Here is a 16739-nt window from a genome sequence, read left to right as displayed (position 1 = left end):
GACGGCGATGTGGGACAAGGGGCCGAGGGTGCGCAAGAGGGCGGTTTTCGTTGCGGTGGCGGCGATCGGTGCGATCGGGGCGGCCACCGTGGCCGCGGTGGCCGGTCCGGCGACGGCCGCGGCCGACGGTCAGGCCCCGGCCCGGCCCGGTCCGGCCGTGACCGTCCAGCTGAACCTCGACACCGCCGCCCAGCACGGGATGGTGAACGAGTTCCAGCGCGGGGAGGCGAACGTCGCGCTCGCCCAGTGCCCCGGGGCCGGGGCCGGCTCGGCCTCGTTCAGCTCGCCGGTGCTGTTCTTCGAGCACTACAACTTCGGCCCGCACGTCGGGGTGGAAGCCAACGTGAGTGCCGACGCGCTGCTGCTGACCGACACGCCCGCGGGCCGCTACCCGCTCACGGTGAACTGTGGCGGAAACACCTACCGCGCCACGTTCACCGTGCCGGCGGCGCAGGTGGACCGAGTGCCCGCGGGTGCGGCGAAAGCGGGCGACGGGAGCCTCGCCGAATAGTCGCCGGGCAACGACCAGGAGCCGCCGGGAATCCGTTCCCGGCGGCTCCTTCGTTTTTTCTCCGATCCGGCTGGCAACCCCGGTACCAGCATGGACGTCTCTTGGTGGTCGGAGGAAAAAGCGCCCAGGACGGCAGGGGGAACTGCGCGTCGGGCGCGGGGACCTCCGTGTCGGATATCGGGATCACTTCATCAATCGGGGTCAATCATGAAGCGTATTGTCGTTTTCTCGGGCGTGCTGGCCGCGGGCATGCTCATCGCGGCACCGGCGTTCGCCGCCGGCACCGGCGCGCCCACCAGCTCGCCGGTCACCGCGCCGACGAGCCAGGACCACGTCCCGGGGAACCCGAAGGCGTTCCTGCGGGTGCTGCCGGCGGTGGGCCGCCCCGGCGCCCAGGTCGCCGTGCGCGTGGGCTGCGAGGCCGGGTACATCGCGAAGCTGAGCTCGCCGGTGCTGGACTTCGGCAAGCTGACCGCGGGCCCGGAGCACAACCCGAAGGTCGCGCCGCTGTCCAAGGGCACGGCGACGGTGAAGAAGAACGCGAAGCCGGGCGCTTACACCGCGTCCTACGAATGCGGCGGCGCGCGGATCACGACGAAGTTCACCGTGCTGCCCGCCACCGCGAAGAAGCAGGTCACGAAGGTGCCCTCGGGCGCCCCGCAGACCGGCGGCAGCGATGGCTACGTCATCGACTGACGGCCGGCGTTCGGCTGCGGGGGCAGGAGCGGTGCTGAGGTCGACGATCACGGGCCTGGCCGGCGCGGGATTCCTGGTGCTGGCCCCGGCGGTGGCCACGGCCTCGCCCGGGACCGGGGATCCGGGGGCGGCCTCGGCTTCCGCTCCGTCCGGTGACGAGTACCCGGCCGCGGCCGCCATGGGTGTGGTGGCCCTCGGCAGCGCCGGGATCGCGTTGGTGCGGCACAAGACCCGTCGTTGACGGGTGCGCCGCCGCCCGGTGGCAGGTCTCCGGGCCCGCCACCGGGACGTGACCGGGCTGGTCGGCCGGGGGCCGTGACCGCCCGGACGGAAAGCTGGAGGGGGAGGCATGACCAGGAAGTCGTTCGCCGCGGTGGCGGTGGGGGCCGCGCTGCTGCTCGGGGGATGCGGGGCGGGGACCACCCCGGCACCGCCGCCCGTCAGCCGGGCGCAACCCGTCGGTCCGGAGACCGCGGCGGTGGCGGAGCTGCCCAAGTCGGACCCGGTTTCGCTGGACATCCCGAGCATCGGGGCGCACTCGTCGCTGGTGCCGCTCGGGCTGAACCCGGACGACACCGTCCAGGTGCCGCCGGTCAGCACGCCGTTGCAGGCCGGCTGGTACGAGTTCGGCCCGACGCCGGGGGAGACCGGGCCGGCCGTGGTGCTGGGGCACGTGGACGGCAACAAGCACAAGGGCATCTTCTACCGGCTCAAGGAGGTCAAGCCGGGCGACGAGGTCGCGATCGCGCGCCGGGACGGCCGCACCGCGCACTTCGAGGTGACCAAGGTGGACGAAGTGCCCAAGGACGTCTTCCCGAGCGACGCGGTCTACGGCGACACCGCCGGCCCCGAACTGCGCCTGATCACCTGCGGCGGCGGGTTCGACCACGCGGCGCACAACTACGTGGACAACATCATCGTCTACGCCGGACTGGTCCCCGAAGGTCGCTGACCGATCGAAGCCGGGCGAAATCCCCGCAAGCCAGAAGTCCCGCACCCACCCGGTCGGCGGTGGGCGCGGGACCCGGTTTCCGGTCGGTGGAGCAACGGCTCAGTCTTCCACCCAGTCGAAGGTCTTGGTCACGGCCTTCTTCCAGTTGCGGTACTCGGATTCGCGCCGGGACTCGTCCATCGAAGGGTCCCACTGCTTGTCCTGGGCCCAGTTGGTGCGGATGTCGTCCTCGGACTCCCAGAATCCGACGGCCAGCCCGGCGGCGTACGCGGCACCCAGCGCGGTCGTCTCGGCGACCACCGGCCGGATCACCGGCACCCCGAGGATGTCGGCCTGGAACTGCATCAGCAGCTCGTTCACCACCATGCCGCCGTCCACCTTCAAGGACTTGAGCGGCACGCCCGAGTCGGCGTTCATCGCCTCGATCACCTCGCGCGACTGGAACGCCGTGGCCTCCAGCACCGCCCGCGCCAGGTGGCCCTTGCTGACGAACCGGGTGAGGCCGACGATCGCGCCGCGCGCGTCGGAGCGCCAGTACGGGGCGAAGAGGCCGGAGAAGGCCGGCACGAAGTACGCGCCGCCGTTGTCCTCCACGGTGCGGGCGTACTTCTCGACCTCGGCCGCGCTCGAGAGCATGCCCAGGTTGTCGCGCAGCCACTGCACCAGCGAGCCGGTGACCGCGATCGAGCCCTCCAGCGCGTACACCGTGTCGTTCGAGCCGATCTTGTAGCAGACCGTGGTGAGCAGGCCGTTGTCCGACATCACCTTCTCGGTGCCGGTGTTGAGCAGCACGAAGTTGCCGGTGCCGTAGGTGTTCTTGGCCTCGCCGGGCGAGAGGCAGGCCTGGCCGAACGTCGCCGCCTGCTGGTCGCCGAGGATGCCCGCGATCGGCACGCCCGCGAGCGCGCCCCGCTCGCGGACCTTGCCGTACTCCTCGGACGAGGACCGGATCTCCGGCAGCATCGACAGCGGGATGCCCATCTCGGCCGCGATCTCGGAGTCCCAGCTCAGGGTGTCGAGGTCCATCAGGAGGGTGCGCGAGGCGTTGGTCGGGTCGGTGACGTGGATGCCGCCGTCGGTCCCGCCGGTCATGTTCCACAGCACCCAGGTGTCCATGTTGCCGAAGATCAGGTCACCGGCCTCGGCCTTCTCGCGGGCGCCCTCGACGTTGTCGAGGATCCACTTCACCTTCGGGCCGGAGAAGTAGGTGGCCAGCGGCAGGCCGACCTTCTGCCGGTACCGCTCCTGGCCGCCGCCCAGCGCGCCCAGCTCGGTGACGATCTTGTCGGTGCGGGTGTCCTGCCAGACGATCGCGTTGTACACCGGCTTGCCGGTGGTGCGGTCCCAGACCAGCGCGGTCTCGCGCTGGTTGGTGATGCCGACGGCGGCGATGTCGGCCGGCTTCAGGTCGGCCCGGGCCAGCGCGCCCGCGGCCACGGCGCGGGTGTTCTCCCAGATCTCCTCGGCGTTGTGCTCGACCCAGCCCGCCTTGGGGAAGATCTGCTCGTGCTCGCGCTGGTCGGCGGCGACCACCCGGCCGGAGTGGTCGAAGATCATGCAGCGGGTCGAGGTGGTGCCCTGGTCGATCGCGGCTACGTAAGAGGTCATGGTTTTCGCTCCGGGAGGACTCGGCGGTGAAGGTCAGGTCAGGTTGTGCACGGCCAGGTACAGCAGCGCGGCCAGCCCGCCGCCGATCACCGGGCCGAGGACGGGGATCCACGCGTAGCCCCAGTTGCCGTCGCGCTTGTTCTTGATCGGCAGCAGGAACGAGTAGGCGATGCGCGGGCCGAGGTCGCGCGCCGGGTTGATGGCGTAACCCGTGGGCCCGCCCAGCGAGATGCCGATCACCAGGACCACAAAGGACACGCCCGCGTAGCCGAGCGCGGAGTTGCCGAAGTCCGGGGTGCCCTTGGTGGTCCCGTAGACCGGGCTGAGCAGCACCCAGGCGACCAGCACGAAGGTGCCGATGATCTCGGTCACCAGGTTCCACGCCTTGTTCGGGATCTGCGGGGCGGTGGAGAAGATGCCCAGCGTTTCGGCGGGCTCGGGGTGGTCGTCGAACTGCAGCTTGTACAGCAGCCAGCACAGCACCGCGCCCAGGATGGCGCCGACCATCTGGCCGAGGACGTAGAACGGCACGTCGGCCCAGGCGGTCTTGCCGGCGATGGCGAGCCCGAGGGTGAGCGCCGGGTTGAGCTGCGCGCCGCTCGGGGCGGCGATGCTGGCCCCGGTGAACACGGCGAAGGCCCAGCCGAAGGTGATGAACAGGATCCCGCCGTTGTGGCCGTTGTTCTTGCGCAGCACGTGGTTGGCCACGACCCCGTTACCCAAGAGGATCAGCACCGCTGTTCCCAGCAGCTCCCAGACGAAAATCGCTCCGGCACTCAAGCTCGTTACCTCCACACTGGACACTCTGCGCAGGGCCGATCACGCGGTGCCACGGCAGCGTTGCCGACCCGGATCGGGGGGACGTTACCCGGGCGTACAAGATCATTCCAGGCGTCGGCGCCACCAATGTCACCCAGATCTTGGAGGGTTACGCCACACGTGTCACACCGAGGTGGGCGCGTGGTCACCGAGCCGTGCGATGCTGGACTCCGGGAGTACGAGGAGGAGTGACTGGTGACGAGTTCTCAGCACGAAGCCGACCAGACCGCGGCCCGGCTGGGCCCGCTGCGCCGGGAACAGACCTGGGAGCGCCTCGGCCGGGAGACGTTCGACCTGGTGGTGATCGGCGGCGGCGTGGTCGGCGCCGGGACCGCGCTCGACGCGGCCACCCGCGGCCTCCGGGTCGCGCTGGTCGAGGCGCGCGATCTCGCCTCCGGCACGTCCAGCCGGTCGAGCAAGCTCTTCCACGGTGGCCTGCGGTACCTGGAGCAGCTGGAGTTCGGCCTGGTCCGCGAGGCGCTGCACGAGCGTGAGCTGATGCTCACCAAGCTGGCCCCGCACCTGGTGAAGCCGGTGAGCTTCCTGTACCCGCTGACCCACCGCGGGTGGGAGCGGCCCTACACCGCGGCCGGCCTGCTGATGTACGACACGATGGGGGGAGCCCGGTCGGTGCCCGGGCAGAAGCACCTGACCCGGGCCGGGGCGCTGCGGATGGTGCCGGCGCTCAAGCGCTCGTCGCTGATCGGCGGCATCCGGTACTACGACGCGCAGTCCGACGACGCCCGCCACACCATGACCGTCGCCCGCACGGCCGCGCACTACGGTGCCGTCGTGCGCACCTCCACGCAGGTCGTCGGCTTCCTGCACGAGGCCGACCGGATCTCCGGCGTCCGCGTGCGGGACGTCGAGGACGGGCGTGAGACGGAGATCCACGCCGGCGCGGTGATCAACTGCACCGGGGTGTGGACCGACGAGCTCCAGCGCCTGTCCGGCGGCCGCGGCCGGTTCCGCGTCCGCGCCAGCAAGGGCGTGCACATCGTCGTGCCGCGCGACCGGATCGTCTCGGAGTCGGGGCTGATCCTGCGCACGGAGAAGTCGGTGCTGTTCGTGATCCCGTGGCGCAACCACTGGATCGTCGGCACCACCGACACCGACTGGAACCTCGACCTGGCCCACCCCGCGGCCACCAAGCACGACATCGACTACATCCTCGAGCACGTCAACAAGGTGCTCGCCACCCCGCTCTCGCACGAGGACATCGAAGGGGTGTACGCCGGTCTCCGGCCGCTGCTGGCCGGGGAGAGCGAGGAGACCTCGAAGCTTTCGCGCGAGCACGCCGTCGCGCGGGTGGCACCGGGCCTGGTCGCGATCGCGGGCGGCAAGTACACCACGTACCGGGTGATGGCGGCCGACGCCGTCGACGCCGCCGTGGTGGACCTGCCGGGCCGGCCGCCGTCGTCGATCACCGACAAGGTGCCGCTGATCGGCGCCGACGGTTACCACGCGCTGGTCAACCAGGCCGATCACCTGGCCGCCGAGCACGGGTTGCACCCGTACCGCGTGCGGCACCTGCTCGACCGCTACGGCTCGCTGGTGCACGAGGTGCTGGGGCTCGCCGAAGGCCGGCCGGAGCTGCTCAAGCCGATCGAGTCGGCGCCGGACTACCTGGGCGTCGAGGTCGTGTACGCGGCCAGCCACGAGGGTGCGCTGCACCTCGAAGACGTGCTGGCCCGCCGCACGCGCATCTCCATCGAGTACGCCCACCGCGGCGTCGACTGCGCCAAGCAGGTCGCGCAACTGGCCGGCGAGGTGCTCGGCTGGTCGGCCGAGGAGATCGACCGCGAGGTCGAGGTCTACTCGGCCCGGGTGCTGGCGGAGAAGGAGTCGCAGTCGCAGGCCACGGACGACCTGGCCGACGCGTTGCGCGCCGCCGCGCCCGAGGCCAGGGCGGGCATCATCGAGCCGGTCAGCTGACGTCGCCCGTGGGGGCCGGGTGGACCCGGCCCCCACGGGCCCTCAGGCTTTGCGAACCCAGCGGATCAACGGCTCCCCGTGCGGCGAAGGGTCGCGCTCCGGACCGACCAGCGTGAAGCCGCACTTAGCCGCCACGGAGGCGGAAACGGCGTTGCTCTCCTCGTGCCGGTAGCTGATTTCCTGCAGGCCGAGCCCGCCGAAGCCGTAGCGCAGGGCCGAGCCGAGGGCGGTCGCCGCGATGCCCTTGCCCCGCTCCGCGGGATGGGTCCACACGGACGCTTCGGCGGTGTCGAAGGTCAGGTCCAGCTCGCGCAGCCCGACTTCGCCGAGCAGACGGCCGGTCGTCGGCTCCGCGACGGCCCACGAGCACCGCTCGTCGCACGCCCACTGGGCGGCGCGCAGCGCGATGTACTCGGTCGCCTCGTCCAGCGTCCGGAGCCGGTAGTTCAGCACGTAACGGCGGTGCGCCGGATCGGCGAACGCCTCCATCAGCGCGGCCCGGTCGTCGAGGTGCCGGTCCGCCCGTAGCTGGCGCAGGTAGTACGCGCCCGCGTTGATCTCCACGGGTTCCACTCCACGAGCGTAACCGTGCGCGGCGGGTCGGTGGAGGTCACGCGCGGCAGGTGCGGGCCCGCCGCGCGACCGCGGCATCCGCCGATCGGTGGATCAGCGCCGCCGCCAGCCCGTGATCAGCAGCACGGCCAGCGGCAGCGCGAAGACCAGGATCAGCCGCCCGCGCGAAAGGATGAAGACGGCTATGGCCAGCACGACGGCGATCGGCACCGCGCTGCGCAGGGCCCACCTGCTCAGCGCGCTCGACCCGGCCGGGCCGCTCGGCACCGGCGCGCTGTCCGGCCGGGCCGTGGTGAGCAACGCGCTCGGCCGCGGTGACGGCAGGTCGTCGAACAGGGGCAGCAGGTCGCTGACGCGTTTCGCGGCCGTCACCTTGGCCGAGCGCGTGCCGTACTCTTCGACGTCGAGCCGGCCGGTGCGGACGTGTTCGGTGAGCACGTCGAGGGCGTCCTGCCGCTCGTCGTCGCTCAGCCGCATGTCGCTCACGCCGGTCCTCAGCGGTCGAAGCGGCGCTGGCGACGGAACTCGTCGCGCAGTTCGCGGCGCCGGTCGCGGTGGTCGAGCCGGTGCTCGCGGTGGTCCATCCGGCGGTCGTCGCGGTCCCGGTCGTCCCAGTCCCGGCCGTCGCGGTCCCGGTCGTCCTGGCCGTGCCCCCACAGCGCCCGGCCGAAGATGGTGCACGCGATCGGCAGCGCGATCATCGGCCAGGCCGGGACCACGCCGGTCGAGATGAGCACGATGGCCACCAGCCAGGCCAGCGGCACGATCCCGGCGGCGAGCTGCCGGCTGCCGGACCACCCGCGCTGCGGGGCCACGGCCGCCGACGCCGCCGGTGCTGCGGCCACGGCCGCCGCCGGGGTCTGCGCGACCGCCGTCCCGCCGTAGACCGGGTGCGGGTGCGGCAGGTCGGCGAACTGCTCGCCCAGCTCGGCCCGCGTCTTGGCCGCGGTGATCCGGGCCGACCGGTCACCGTACTCGTCGATGTCGATCCGGCCGGCGGTCAGGTGCTCGCCGAGCGCGGCCAGCGCGGATTCCCGCTCCTGGTCGCTGATCCGCAGCTGCGGAGACGGAACCTCAGTCACGTCCTCGATGGTAGGCCGCCCCGGGGCCGTCCACCCACGACATCCGGCACAACTTCTAGTCCTTGAGCTCCAGAATCTGCGTTCCCTGGGTCACCGCGGCGCCGACCTCGACCGAAAGGCCGGTGACGGTGCCCGCTTTGTGTGCGGTGACCGGGTTCTCCATCTTCATCGCCTCGAGCACCACGATCAGCTCGCCCGCCTCGACCCGCTGGCCCTCCTCGACCGCGATCTTGACGATCGTGCCCTGCATCGGGGCCGTCACGGCGTCACCGCTCACGGCCGCCTTCGCACCGCCCGCGCGCTTGCGCGGCTTGGCCTTGGCCGTCGTGGCCGCGCCGCCTTCGAGGGCGAAGCCACCCGGCAGCGAGACCTCGAGCCGGCGCCCGCCCACCTCGACGACCACGTTCTGCCGCGGAGCTTCGGCCTCGGCTTCCGCCTCGGGCGCGGTGAACGGCTCGATCCGGTTGTCGAACTCGGTCTCGATCCAGTTCGTGAACACGCCGAAGCCGTGCTCGTCGCCGATGAACGCCGGGTGGTCCACGATCACGCGGTCGAACGGCAGCACGGTCGCCATGCCCTCGACCACCATCTCGGCCAGCGCGCGACGGCTGCGCTCCAGCGCGTTCGCGCGGTCGGAACCGGTGACGATCAGCTTGGCCAGCATCGAGTCGAACTGGCCGCCGATCACGCTGCCGGACTCCACGCCGGAGTCGACGCGCACGCCGGGGCCGCTCGGCGCTTCGAACCGGGTCACGGTGCCCGGCGCGGGCAGGAAGCCGCGCCCGGCGTCCTCGCCGTTGATCCGGAACTCGATGGAGTGCCCGCGCGGCACCGGGTCCTCGGTGATCCGCAGCTTCTCGCCGCGGGCGATGCGGAACATCTCGCGCACCAGGTCCAGCCCGGTCGTCTCCTCCGAGACGGGGTGCTCCACCTGCAGCCGGGTGTTCACCTCGAGGAAGGAGATGGTGCCGTCGGTGGCCACCAGGTACTCGACCGTGCCGGCGCCGTAGTAGCCGGCCTCCTGGCAGATCGCCTTGGCCGAGGCGTGGATCCGGGCCCGCTGCTCGTCGGTGAGGTACGGCGCGGGCGCCTCCTCGACCAGCTTCTGGTGGCGGCGCTGCAACGAGCAGTCGCGCGTGCCCACCACGATCGCGTTGCCGTGCTGGTCGGCCAGCACCTGCGCCTCGACGTGGCGCGGCTTGTCCAGGTACCGCTCGACGAAGCATTCGCCCCGCCCGAACGCGGCCACGGCCTCGCGGGTCGCGGACTCGAACAGCTCGGGGATCTCCTCGCGGGTGCGCGCCACCTTGAGGCCACGCCCGCCGCCGCCGAACGCCGCCTTGATCGCCACCGGCAGGCCGTGCTCGTCGGCGAACGCGACGATTTCGCTCGCGTCCTTCACCGGCTCCTTGGTGCCGGGCACGAGCGGAGCGCCGGCGCGCGTCGCGATGTGCCGCGCCGTCACCTTGTCACCGAGGTCGCGAATGGACTGGGGGCTCGGGCCGATCCAGGTGAGACCGGCGTCGAGCACGGCCTGGGCGAACTCGGCGTTCTCGGAGAGGAAGCCGTAGCCCGGGTGGACGGAGTCCGCGCCGGAGCGCTTCGCGACGTCGAGCAGCTTGTCGATGGACAGGTAGCTCTCCGCGGCGGTGCTGCCGCCGAGAGCGAAGGCTTCGTCGGCCAGGCGCACGTGGGGGGCGTCACGGTCGGGATCGGCGTACACGGCGACGCTGGTCAGCCCCGCGTCCTTGGCCGCCCTGATCACGCGGACCGCGATCTCGCCCCGGTTGGCGACCAGGATCCTGGTCACCGGACCACCCGTGCTCGCGACGTCCTGCTCGGTCACCCGTACCTCCCGTGTCCCGTCAGCTCCAGCGCTGGCTAACCGGGGAGTCTACGGACCGCCGTACCCGCTGTGCTGAGAGCTGGACCACCCCGGCAGGCTCCGTTATACCCGCGCGCGGTGGCGCAGCCCGACCGGGAGCTCGGAGTCCAGCACGATCACTTCGTAGGGGTTGACCCGGTGGATCCGGGGCAGGTGCTCGGTGTCGAGCCGGATCCACGGCTGGTGCTCGCCGCAGCATTCGACCAGGCGGTCCGGCGAGGTGAAGGCGACCAGCGCCACCCGCCCGTCCGGGGTGTGGCGCAGTTCGACTTCGGCGCCGGTCCCGCCGTCGGTGGTGCGCGAGACCGGACCGGTCGGGAGGTACAGCGCCGGGGGGAGGTTCGGGTTCGTCACCGGGACAACATAAACGGCCACTGCGCGCGAGGTCGCCTACAGTCTCGGGCATGGGGACTTCGCCGAAGCGGATGCCACGATCGGCGCTGCTCACCGCACTGCTCGCGGCCGTGGTGACAGCGGCGGCGCTCGTGGCGGTGGTCGTCCTGCGCTCGCACGCCGAGCCGGACGGGATGGCGGCCGTGCCGCCGGCCGCCGCGCCGGCCCCGGACCGGCCGTCGGCCGCGGGGTGCGGCGCGGGCCCGTGCCGTGAGCTGGCCGCCATGACCGTCAGCGGCACCCCGGTCTCGCTGGTGGCCGACGCCACCGGCGGCGGGGGCCGGGTGCGGGTGGGCGCCGAGCCGGACACCGAGTTCGAGCTGGCCATCACCGGGATGGGCGCGAAGCTCGCGTCGAACTCGCTCCAGTGCGTCGCGGGCACCACCTCGGCCTGCCTGATCCGCGGCGACGTCAGTGGTGGCGCGTTCGGCGAGCTGCTGATCGAATCGGGCGGCGTCTGGCGCGACTTCGGCCAGCCCTACTTCGCCGACGCCGGCACCATCGTGCTCGACGACGTCGACCAGGACGGCCGCCCGGACCTGATCCTGGTCCGGCACGAATGCCCCGGCGCGACCCCGGGCACCAGCGGCTGCCAGGCCGCGCCCGTGCTGGCCGAGGTCTACCAGCTCAGCGGCACCATCGTGGGGTGCACGCGCAAGGTGACTTCGCCTTCGCAGCTGCGCGGCTGGCCCCAGGTCCAGGTCCGCCGCAACGAGCTGTCGGCCTGCCCCTCGTCGTGAGCGGCGGGGCGCGGGTGGCCACCCGCCGCTCACGGGCCGGTCAGGGGGGTAACCGCTGCGCACGAGCGGTGGCACCGGGTGACGTCGCCCGTGCGCAGCGCTGTGGGGGTGGGCCGCCGGGCGGTGCCACCCGGGGCGGTCAGGCGGGGGTGGGCACCGCCCGGCGGTCCTGCTCGCCGGAGTCCTCGCGCACGTCCTGGCCGGCCCGGCCGAGGCGGTCGGCCGGGGTGTCGAGCACCTCGTCGTCCAGTAGGCCTTCGCTGCGCGCCACCACGGTCGGGACCACGATCTGGCCCGCGACGTTGGTGGCCGTGCGCATCATGTCCATGATCGGGTTCACCGAGTAGATCAGCGCGATGCCGAGCGCGACCTGCTTGGCGTCCAGGCCGATGAACGCGGTGGTCAGGGTGAGCGCGGTCAGCCAGCCGGTGGTGCCGGCCGTGGCGAGGGCGCCGAGGACCGCGACCAGGACGATGCCCGCGTACTGCCCGAGGCTCAGCGGCACCCCGGACAGGTTCGCGATGAAGATCGCGCCGATGGCCGGGAAAACGGCCGCGCAACCGTCCATTTTGGTCGCACTGGCGAGCGGGGCGGCGAACGCCGCGTAGGCCGGGTCGACCCCGAGGTTCACCGTGGACTGACGGGTCAGCGGCAGGGTCGCGGACGAGGACTGCGAGGCGAAGGCGAACTGGATCGCCGTGCCCGCCTTCGCGAAGAACTTCGCCGGGCTCACCTTTGCGACGAAGCGCAGCAGGATCGGGTAGACGACGAACAGGACCACCAGGCAACCCGCGTACACCGCGAGCGTGGCCGAGAGCAACGGGCGGAACAGCGCGTCGCCGTAGTTCGAGACCGCCGCGCCGATCAGGCCGAGGATGCCGAGCGGGGCGAGCCGGACGATCCAGCCGAGGTAGCGCTGGACGACCTCGAAGACGCTGGTGGTGAAATCCACGAACGGCTTCGCGCGATCGCCCAGGCTGTAGGCCGCGGCGCCGATCACCACGGCGAGGAAGAGCACCTGAAGCGTGTTGCCGTCGGCGAAGGCGGAGAAGAAGTTCTTCGGCAGGAAGCCGTCCACGAACGCGTCCCACGAACCCCAGCTGTTCACGCTCTTCGCGGCCTTGTCGGCGTTCTTCGCGGTGGCGGCGACCCCCGCCCCGAGCCCGCCCGAGCCCGGGTTGAACAGCCGCCCGGCGAAGATGCCGATCAGCGAGGCGATCAGCGAGGTGATGGCGAACCACAGCACGGTCTTACCGCCGAGCCGCGCGGCTTTCCGCCCGCCGCCGAGGTTGCGCAGGCTGGTGATGCCGACCACGATCGCGGTGAAGACCAGCGGGATCACCGCGATCTGCAGCAGCGTGGTGAAGATCGTGCCGATCTGGTCGAGCAATTCGGTCAGCCAGCCGGCGCCCGTCGTCCGCGCGAGGACGCCGACCGCGGCGCCGACGACGAGTGAGCCGAGCACCGCGGCCGCGAAGACACGCGGTCGCGCGTAGGTCCGGACGAAGGACACGAAGCCACCCCCGAGGGTCGAAAGTTCCGTTATGGCCCGCTTCGGGCCCCCATGAACTCTCCCTCGTCACTCGTACGGGTGACAGTGTTCTCAGGATGTGGACGGACGCCAGAGATCCACCACGCTCACGCCGACCTCGTCGAGCAGCCGCCGCACCAGCGGCAGGCTGAGCCCGATCACGCTCGACGGGTCACCCTCGATGCCTTCTACGAACCAGCCGCCCAGCGCGTCCAGGGTGAAGGAGCCCGCGACCTGCAGCGGTTCGCCGGTGGCGAGGTAGACCTCGATCTCCGCCTCGCTCGGGCGGCCGAAGTGCACGATCGTGGTCCGGGTGCCCGCGGCCTCCTTCACCCGCTCGCCGCCGTCGATGCGGATCAGCGCGTGCCCGGTGAGCAGCCGCCCGGACCGCCCGGCCATGTCCGCCCACCGCCGCCGTGCGACCTCGGGCGTGCCGGGCTTGCCGACCATCTCGCCCCCGATCGAAAGCATCGAGTCGCAGGCGACGATCACGGAATCGGCGTGGGTCCCGGCCACGGTCTCGAACACCGCCTCGGCCTTGGCCGCGGCCAGCGCCGAGACCAGCTCCTCGGGCGACGGATCGGTGAGCGCGGCAGCCACCGCGTCCTCGTCGACCCCGGAGACGACCACGCTCGGGTCGATCCCGGCGTTGCGCAGCAGGGTGAGGCGGGCGGGGGACTGGGAAGCGAGAACAAGGCGCACGGAGGAAAGTTACCGCCCACCCTGGCTGATGCCGAATTGTGACCCACGACACTCGGCGGGGGAGTTACTTTTGTTGTTGCTCGCAACATATTGCTTCGAGGGCTCTCGGGGGACCACGATGCCACACCTCCGCACCGGGGCGGCAGCGCCGACAGCGCCGACGGCTTCCATGCTGAAGCCGGGAAGGGCGCGGAGGTGATCCATGACTGTGCGAGTAACGGAATCGATGCGCTCCACCCGGTCTCGCTCGCTGTGGTGGGCCCGGTTGAGGACGCCGAGGAACGGGGTGCCCGGCTCGGCGGAGCCGGCGCCCAAGGATTCCGCGCCCTCTCGCGGCTGACGGGGTGGCTCGGCTGACCAGTCGGCCGGTTGACGAATTCGATCGATGCGCTGGACGAGCCGACGGAGCTGCACGGCAGTCTCGCAAGTAGTCCCGTAGTCGAAGAAGGGCGTCTCCCCGGCTGGGTTCCCGTTCCGCCGACCTCGACCTCTCTCCCGCGGTAAACCGTGGCGGTCCCCGGACCCGGCTCCCGCAACGGGGTCCGGGGACCGCCACGGGTCAACTCGGCGCAGCGCCCGGTTGCCCCGGGGTGGGTCGAGCCCGGCGCCAACGCGGCGTGCTTCAGTGCCTCGCGTCCCTCGGTCGGTGAATCGTGGGGCTCCGCCGGTGGTGGGCGCCCGTTGTGGCGCCCGCCACCGGCGGGGTCAGGCCGCCGCGGGAGCTTCGGACTCCGTGGTGGGCGCGGGGGCCTGGGGGCGGGGAGGGGTGGCGCGGCGCATGACCGCGGCCGATCCGACTCCCAGGAGCAGGACGACGATCGGCAGGATCAGGGTGGTGCGGGCGGCATCGGTGAGTCCGTTGTGGACGGCCTCCGCGGCCAGTCGGCCGGCCCGGGCGGCGAGCTCCGCGGGCATTCCGGGCATCGGCGCCGGGCCCGACGACGAGCCGAACTCACCGGTGGACGCGGCGGCGCGGGCGATGCCCTCGGCGAACGGCGCGCGGTACGGCTCGGGCAGCTGCGCCGCCGCGGTGCCGGCCTCGTCCGTGATGGACGCGCTGATCCGGGCCTGCAGCAGCACGCCGATGGCCGCGCTGCCCAGCACCCCGCCGACCTGGCGGGCGGTGTTGAAGATGCCTGAGGCGGCACCGGTGAGCCGCGGCTCGACCGCGCTCATGGTCAGGTTGCTCATCGGCGAGAAGATGCAGCCGACGCCGAGGCCGCACACCAGCAGCGCCGGGATCAGCGCCCACGGGCTGGTGTCCGGCCGGGCCTGCAGCGCGATGATGCCGATGCCCAGCGCCAGCAGGGAAAGCCCGGCCATCACCAGGTACTTGCCGTTGACCTTGTCCGAGGCGCGCCCCACGAACGGCGCCAGGATCCCCGAGACCAGCGACATCGGCGCGGTCAGCACCCCGGCCAGGGTCGGGGTCAGCCCGAGCACGGTCTGGATGTAGATGATCAGGGGCAGGAACATGCCGGTCATGGTGAAGCCGACCGTGGTCGCGGTCAGGGTGCCCGCGGAGAAGTTGCGGTTCGCGAACACGTTCAGCGGCACCAGCGGCTCCTTGCGGTTGACCCGCTGCCACCACAGGAAAGCGACCAGCAGCACCACCCCCGCCCCGATGATCTCGAACACGGTGACGCCGCCGAACACGGTGCCCCAGTCGTACTGCTGGCCGTTCTGCACGCCGAACACGACCAGGAACAGCCCGGCCGCCGAGAGCAGGATGCCGAGCACGTCGAACGAGTGCGAGTGCTTCGGCTGCCAGTCCGGCACCAGCGCCAGCACCAGCACGATCGCGACCACGCCGATCGGCACGTTGACGTAGAAGATCCACTCCCAGCCGAAGTGGTCCACCAGCACGCCGCCCAGCAGCGGTCCGGCGATCGTGGCCAGCCCGGCGACGCCGCCCCACATGCCCATGGCCGGACCGCGCTTGGCCGGCGGGAACAGGTGCGTGATGAAGGCCAGGGTCTGCGGGGTCATCAGCGCCGCGCCGAGGCCCTGCACCGCGCGGGCGGTGATGAGCATCTCGACGTTGCCGGACATGGCGCACCACAGCGAGGCCCCGGTGAACACCACGAGCCCGGCGAGGAACACCCGCTTCGGCCCGAAGCGGTCGCCGAGCCGGCTGGTGAACAGCATCGGCACCGCGTAGGTGAGCAGGTAGACGCTGATCACCCAGACGACCGCGTTCAACCCCGCGTCGAGCTCCCGCAACATGGCGGGAATGGCGATGGACACGATGGTGGTGTCCAGCAGGATCATGAAGAAGCCGAGGCACAGCGCGCTGAGCGCCGCCCACGGATTAGCTTGTCTTGCGTTCATGGCTTTCCTTGGTCACGAGGCTGAGGGTGGGCTGGGACCCGGGTTCGTCCTGGAACGGGATGCGGCCCGAGGACAGGTCGGCGAGCAGCCGTTCGGTCCACTCGAGCTCGAACACCCGCTGGGCCGCGGCGTACCGCACGTCGAGCCAGTAGATCTCCGGCGTGCCGTCCTCCCTGAGGCGATGGAGGATCACCTGGTCCGAGGCGACGCCGACGCGGAGCCGGGTGACGCGGTGCTCCAGCTCCACCAGCGCGATGTCCGCCCCGAGGTCGTCGATCACGGCCAGCCCGCTGAGGATCTGCGGGTACTCCGCGGCGAGGTCGCCGAGCATCTCGCGCGCCCGCTGCTGGAAGGCGTCCTTGCCCGCCGGGGTCATCGCGTACACCGTCCGCTCCGGGCGCCGCCCGTCGCGCTGGGTGTCGACGATTTCGATGAAAGCGTTCTGCAGCAGGCGTTCCACCGTGTGGTAGAGCGAGCCCGCCTTGAGCTTGACCCGGTTGTCGACGTAGCGCTCGCGCATGAGCTGCGCCATCTCGTACGGGTGCATGGACTTTTCGTGCAGCAGCTCCAGCACCGCGACCCCCAGCGGGGTCAGTTTCGCCGCGGCCATGCTCGATCGTCCCCTCTGCTTGATCCCAGCCGGTTATTCCACGTGGACTATACGGCCTCGAATATTTGCGGTCCAGTGTGATGTGCGCTGGTGAGCGCCCTGTCGCGGTCGGTGACGACCGCTCGTCGGTGATGGGTTCGAGAGTACGAGGGGGGACCGACAAAACCGGGTGGCCGACCGTCGGACGGGGGCGGGAAGACCTTGACGGCGGTGGTCCCGGAGCCGGGTGGGGGAGGCGAAGTGCGCAGGGACACGGGGTACCTGCGAGGGCGAGGATGAACGCGAGAAACCCCTGTGCCGCAGTGGTTTTCGCGACACAGGGGTTTCTGCGGCAGGTGGCCGTGATCGCGGCCAGTCGGCACTGCGACGGG

General features: G+C 71.4%; 17 protein-coding genes. 6 read left to right on the top strand and 11 right to left on the bottom strand.

All coding sequences use genetic code 11. The features are described 5' to 3' along the window. Positions 1-28: 28 nt before the first annotated feature. From NYF13_RS01170 to NYF13_RS01155, 4 genes are all read left to right on the top strand, one after another. Positions 29-511, top strand: coding sequence for a hypothetical protein (locus NYF13_RS01170; RefSeq protein ID WP_315653606.1), 483 nt, complete (start codon positions 29-31; stop codon positions 509-511). A gap of 207 nt (positions 512-718) precedes the next feature. Further along, entirely contained in the window at positions 719-1207 is a 489-nt protein-coding gene (locus NYF13_RS01165; RefSeq protein WP_315653605.1) for a hypothetical protein, read from the top strand. 31 nt (positions 1208-1238) lie between these two features. Then, positions 1239-1448 (top strand): hypothetical protein, encoded by a 210-nt coding sequence (locus NYF13_RS01160; protein WP_315653604.1) that lies wholly within the window; start codon positions 1239-1241, stop codon positions 1446-1448. Positions 1449-1556: 108 nt separating this feature from the next. Further along, complete coding sequence (locus tag NYF13_RS01155; protein WP_315653603.1) at positions 1557-2159, top strand: class F sortase; 603 nt, start codon at positions 1557-1559, stop codon at positions 2157-2159. Between the two features lie 99 nt (positions 2160-2258). On the opposite strand, the gene glpK is transcribed toward NYF13_RS01155, so the two are convergent. Beyond that, positions 2259-3767 carry a glycerol kinase GlpK gene (glpK, locus tag NYF13_RS01150; RefSeq protein ID WP_315653602.1) on the bottom strand — a complete coding sequence of 503 codons (1509 nt, stop codon included), beginning with the start codon at positions 3765-3767 and terminating at the stop codon, positions 2259-2261. Between the two features lie 33 nt (positions 3768-3800). Beyond that, entirely contained in the window at positions 3801-4547 is a 747-nt protein-coding gene (locus tag NYF13_RS01145) for an MIP/aquaporin family protein (protein WP_315653601.1), read from the bottom strand. A 234-nt stretch (positions 4548-4781) separates the two neighbouring features. Here NYF13_RS01145 and NYF13_RS01140 point away from each other — a divergent pair, with 234 nt between their 5' ends. Continuing rightward, positions 4782-6521, top strand: coding sequence for a glycerol-3-phosphate dehydrogenase/oxidase (locus NYF13_RS01140; protein ID WP_315653600.1), 1740 nt, complete (start codon positions 4782-4784; stop codon positions 6519-6521). A 42-nt stretch (positions 6522-6563) separates the two neighbouring features. On the opposite strand, the gene NYF13_RS01135 is transcribed toward NYF13_RS01140, so the two are convergent. The 5 genes from NYF13_RS01135 to NYF13_RS01115 all read right to left on the bottom strand — a co-directional run bounded on the left by NYF13_RS01135 (position 6564) and on the right by NYF13_RS01115 (position 10415). Continuing rightward, positions 6564-7094, bottom strand: coding sequence for a GNAT family N-acetyltransferase (locus NYF13_RS01135; protein ID WP_315653599.1), 531 nt, complete (start codon positions 7092-7094; stop codon positions 6564-6566). Between the two features lie 93 nt (positions 7095-7187). Further along, positions 7188-7571 carry a DUF1707 domain-containing protein gene (locus NYF13_RS01130; protein ID WP_315657133.1) on the bottom strand — a complete coding sequence of 128 codons (384 nt, stop codon included), beginning with the start codon at positions 7569-7571 and terminating at the stop codon, positions 7188-7190. A 17-nt stretch (positions 7572-7588) separates the two neighbouring features. Beyond that, entirely contained in the window at positions 7589-8176 is a 588-nt protein-coding gene (locus tag NYF13_RS01125) for a DUF1707 domain-containing protein (protein WP_315653598.1), read from the bottom strand. Between the two features lie 55 nt (positions 8177-8231). Next, positions 8232-10022, bottom strand: a complete 1791-nt coding sequence (locus tag NYF13_RS01120) for an acetyl/propionyl/methylcrotonyl-CoA carboxylase subunit alpha (RefSeq protein WP_315653597.1) — start codon at positions 10020-10022, stop codon at positions 8232-8234. Positions 10023-10124: 102 nt separating this feature from the next. After that, positions 10125-10415 (bottom strand): SAV_915 family protein, encoded by a 291-nt coding sequence (locus NYF13_RS01115; RefSeq protein ID WP_315653596.1) that lies wholly within the window; start codon positions 10413-10415, stop codon positions 10125-10127. Between the two features lie 50 nt (positions 10416-10465). On the opposite strand from NYF13_RS01115, the gene NYF13_RS01110 reads away from it, so the two are divergent. After that, a complete protein-coding gene (locus NYF13_RS01110; RefSeq protein ID WP_315653595.1) occupies positions 10466-11194 on the top strand; it encodes a hypothetical protein in 729 nt (242 codons plus the stop codon). Positions 11195-11333: 139 nt separating this feature from the next. On the opposite strand, the gene NYF13_RS01105 is transcribed toward NYF13_RS01110, so the two are convergent. From NYF13_RS01105 to NYF13_RS01090, 4 genes are all read right to left on the bottom strand, one after another. Continuing rightward, positions 11334-12707 (bottom strand): dicarboxylate/amino acid:cation symporter, encoded by a 1374-nt coding sequence (locus NYF13_RS01105; RefSeq protein WP_315653593.1) that lies wholly within the window; start codon positions 12705-12707, stop codon positions 11334-11336. A 90-nt stretch (positions 12708-12797) separates the two neighbouring features. Then, on the bottom strand, positions 12798-13427 hold the full coding sequence (locus NYF13_RS01100) for a nucleoside triphosphate pyrophosphatase (RefSeq protein WP_315653592.1): 630 nt from the start codon (positions 13425-13427) through the stop codon (positions 12798-12800). A 705-nt stretch (positions 13428-14132) separates the two neighbouring features. Continuing rightward, positions 14133-15758: a DHA2 family efflux MFS transporter permease subunit gene (locus NYF13_RS01095; protein ID WP_315653591.1), complete on the bottom strand. Its 1626-nt coding sequence runs from the start codon at positions 15756-15758 to the stop codon at positions 14133-14135. Further along, a complete protein-coding gene (locus tag NYF13_RS01090; protein WP_315653590.1) occupies positions 15739-16368 on the bottom strand; it encodes a helix-turn-helix transcriptional regulator in 630 nt (209 codons plus the stop codon). The genes NYF13_RS01095 and NYF13_RS01090 overlap by 20 nt, the downstream gene beginning before the upstream one ends. Between the last annotated feature and the right edge of the window lie 371 nt (positions 16369-16739).

It is taken from the genome of Amycolatopsis sp. PS_44_ISF1, assembly GCF_032335455.1.
Classification (GTDB): domain Bacteria; phylum Actinomycetota; class Actinomycetes; order Mycobacteriales; family Pseudonocardiaceae; genus Amycolatopsis.
Note: the sequence above shows the minus strand (reverse complement) of the source record. Positions and strands in the feature narration are given on the sequence as shown.

What these genes read in the sequence shown, in the direction of transcription:
- NYF13_RS01165 (WP_315653605.1), top strand. Translation starts at nt 719, where the DNA reads ATGAAGCGTATTGTCGTTTTCTCGGGCGTGCTGGCCGCGGGCATGCTC.
- NYF13_RS01155 (WP_315653603.1), top strand. Translation starts at nt 1,557, where the DNA reads ATGACCAGGAAGTCGTTCGCCGCGGTGGCGGTGGGGGCCGCGCTGCTG.
- glpK (WP_315653602.1), bottom strand. Translation starts at nt 3,767, where the DNA reads ATGACCTCTTACGTAGCCGCGATCGACCAGGGCACCACCTCGACCCGC.
- NYF13_RS01130 (WP_315657133.1), bottom strand. Translation starts at nt 7,571, where the DNA reads ATGCGGCTGAGCGACGACGAGCGGCAGGACGCCCTCGACGTGCTCACC.
- NYF13_RS01110 (WP_315653595.1), top strand. Translation starts at nt 10,466, where the DNA reads ATGGGGACTTCGCCGAAGCGGATGCCACGATCGGCGCTGCTCACCGCA.
- NYF13_RS01095 (WP_315653591.1), bottom strand. Translation starts at nt 15,758, where the DNA reads ATGAACGCAAGACAAGCTAATCCGTGGGCGGCGCTCAGCGCGCTGTGC.
- NYF13_RS01090 (WP_315653590.1), bottom strand. Translation starts at nt 16,368, where the DNA reads ATGGCCGCGGCGAAACTGACCCCGCTGGGGGTCGCGGTGCTGGAGCTG.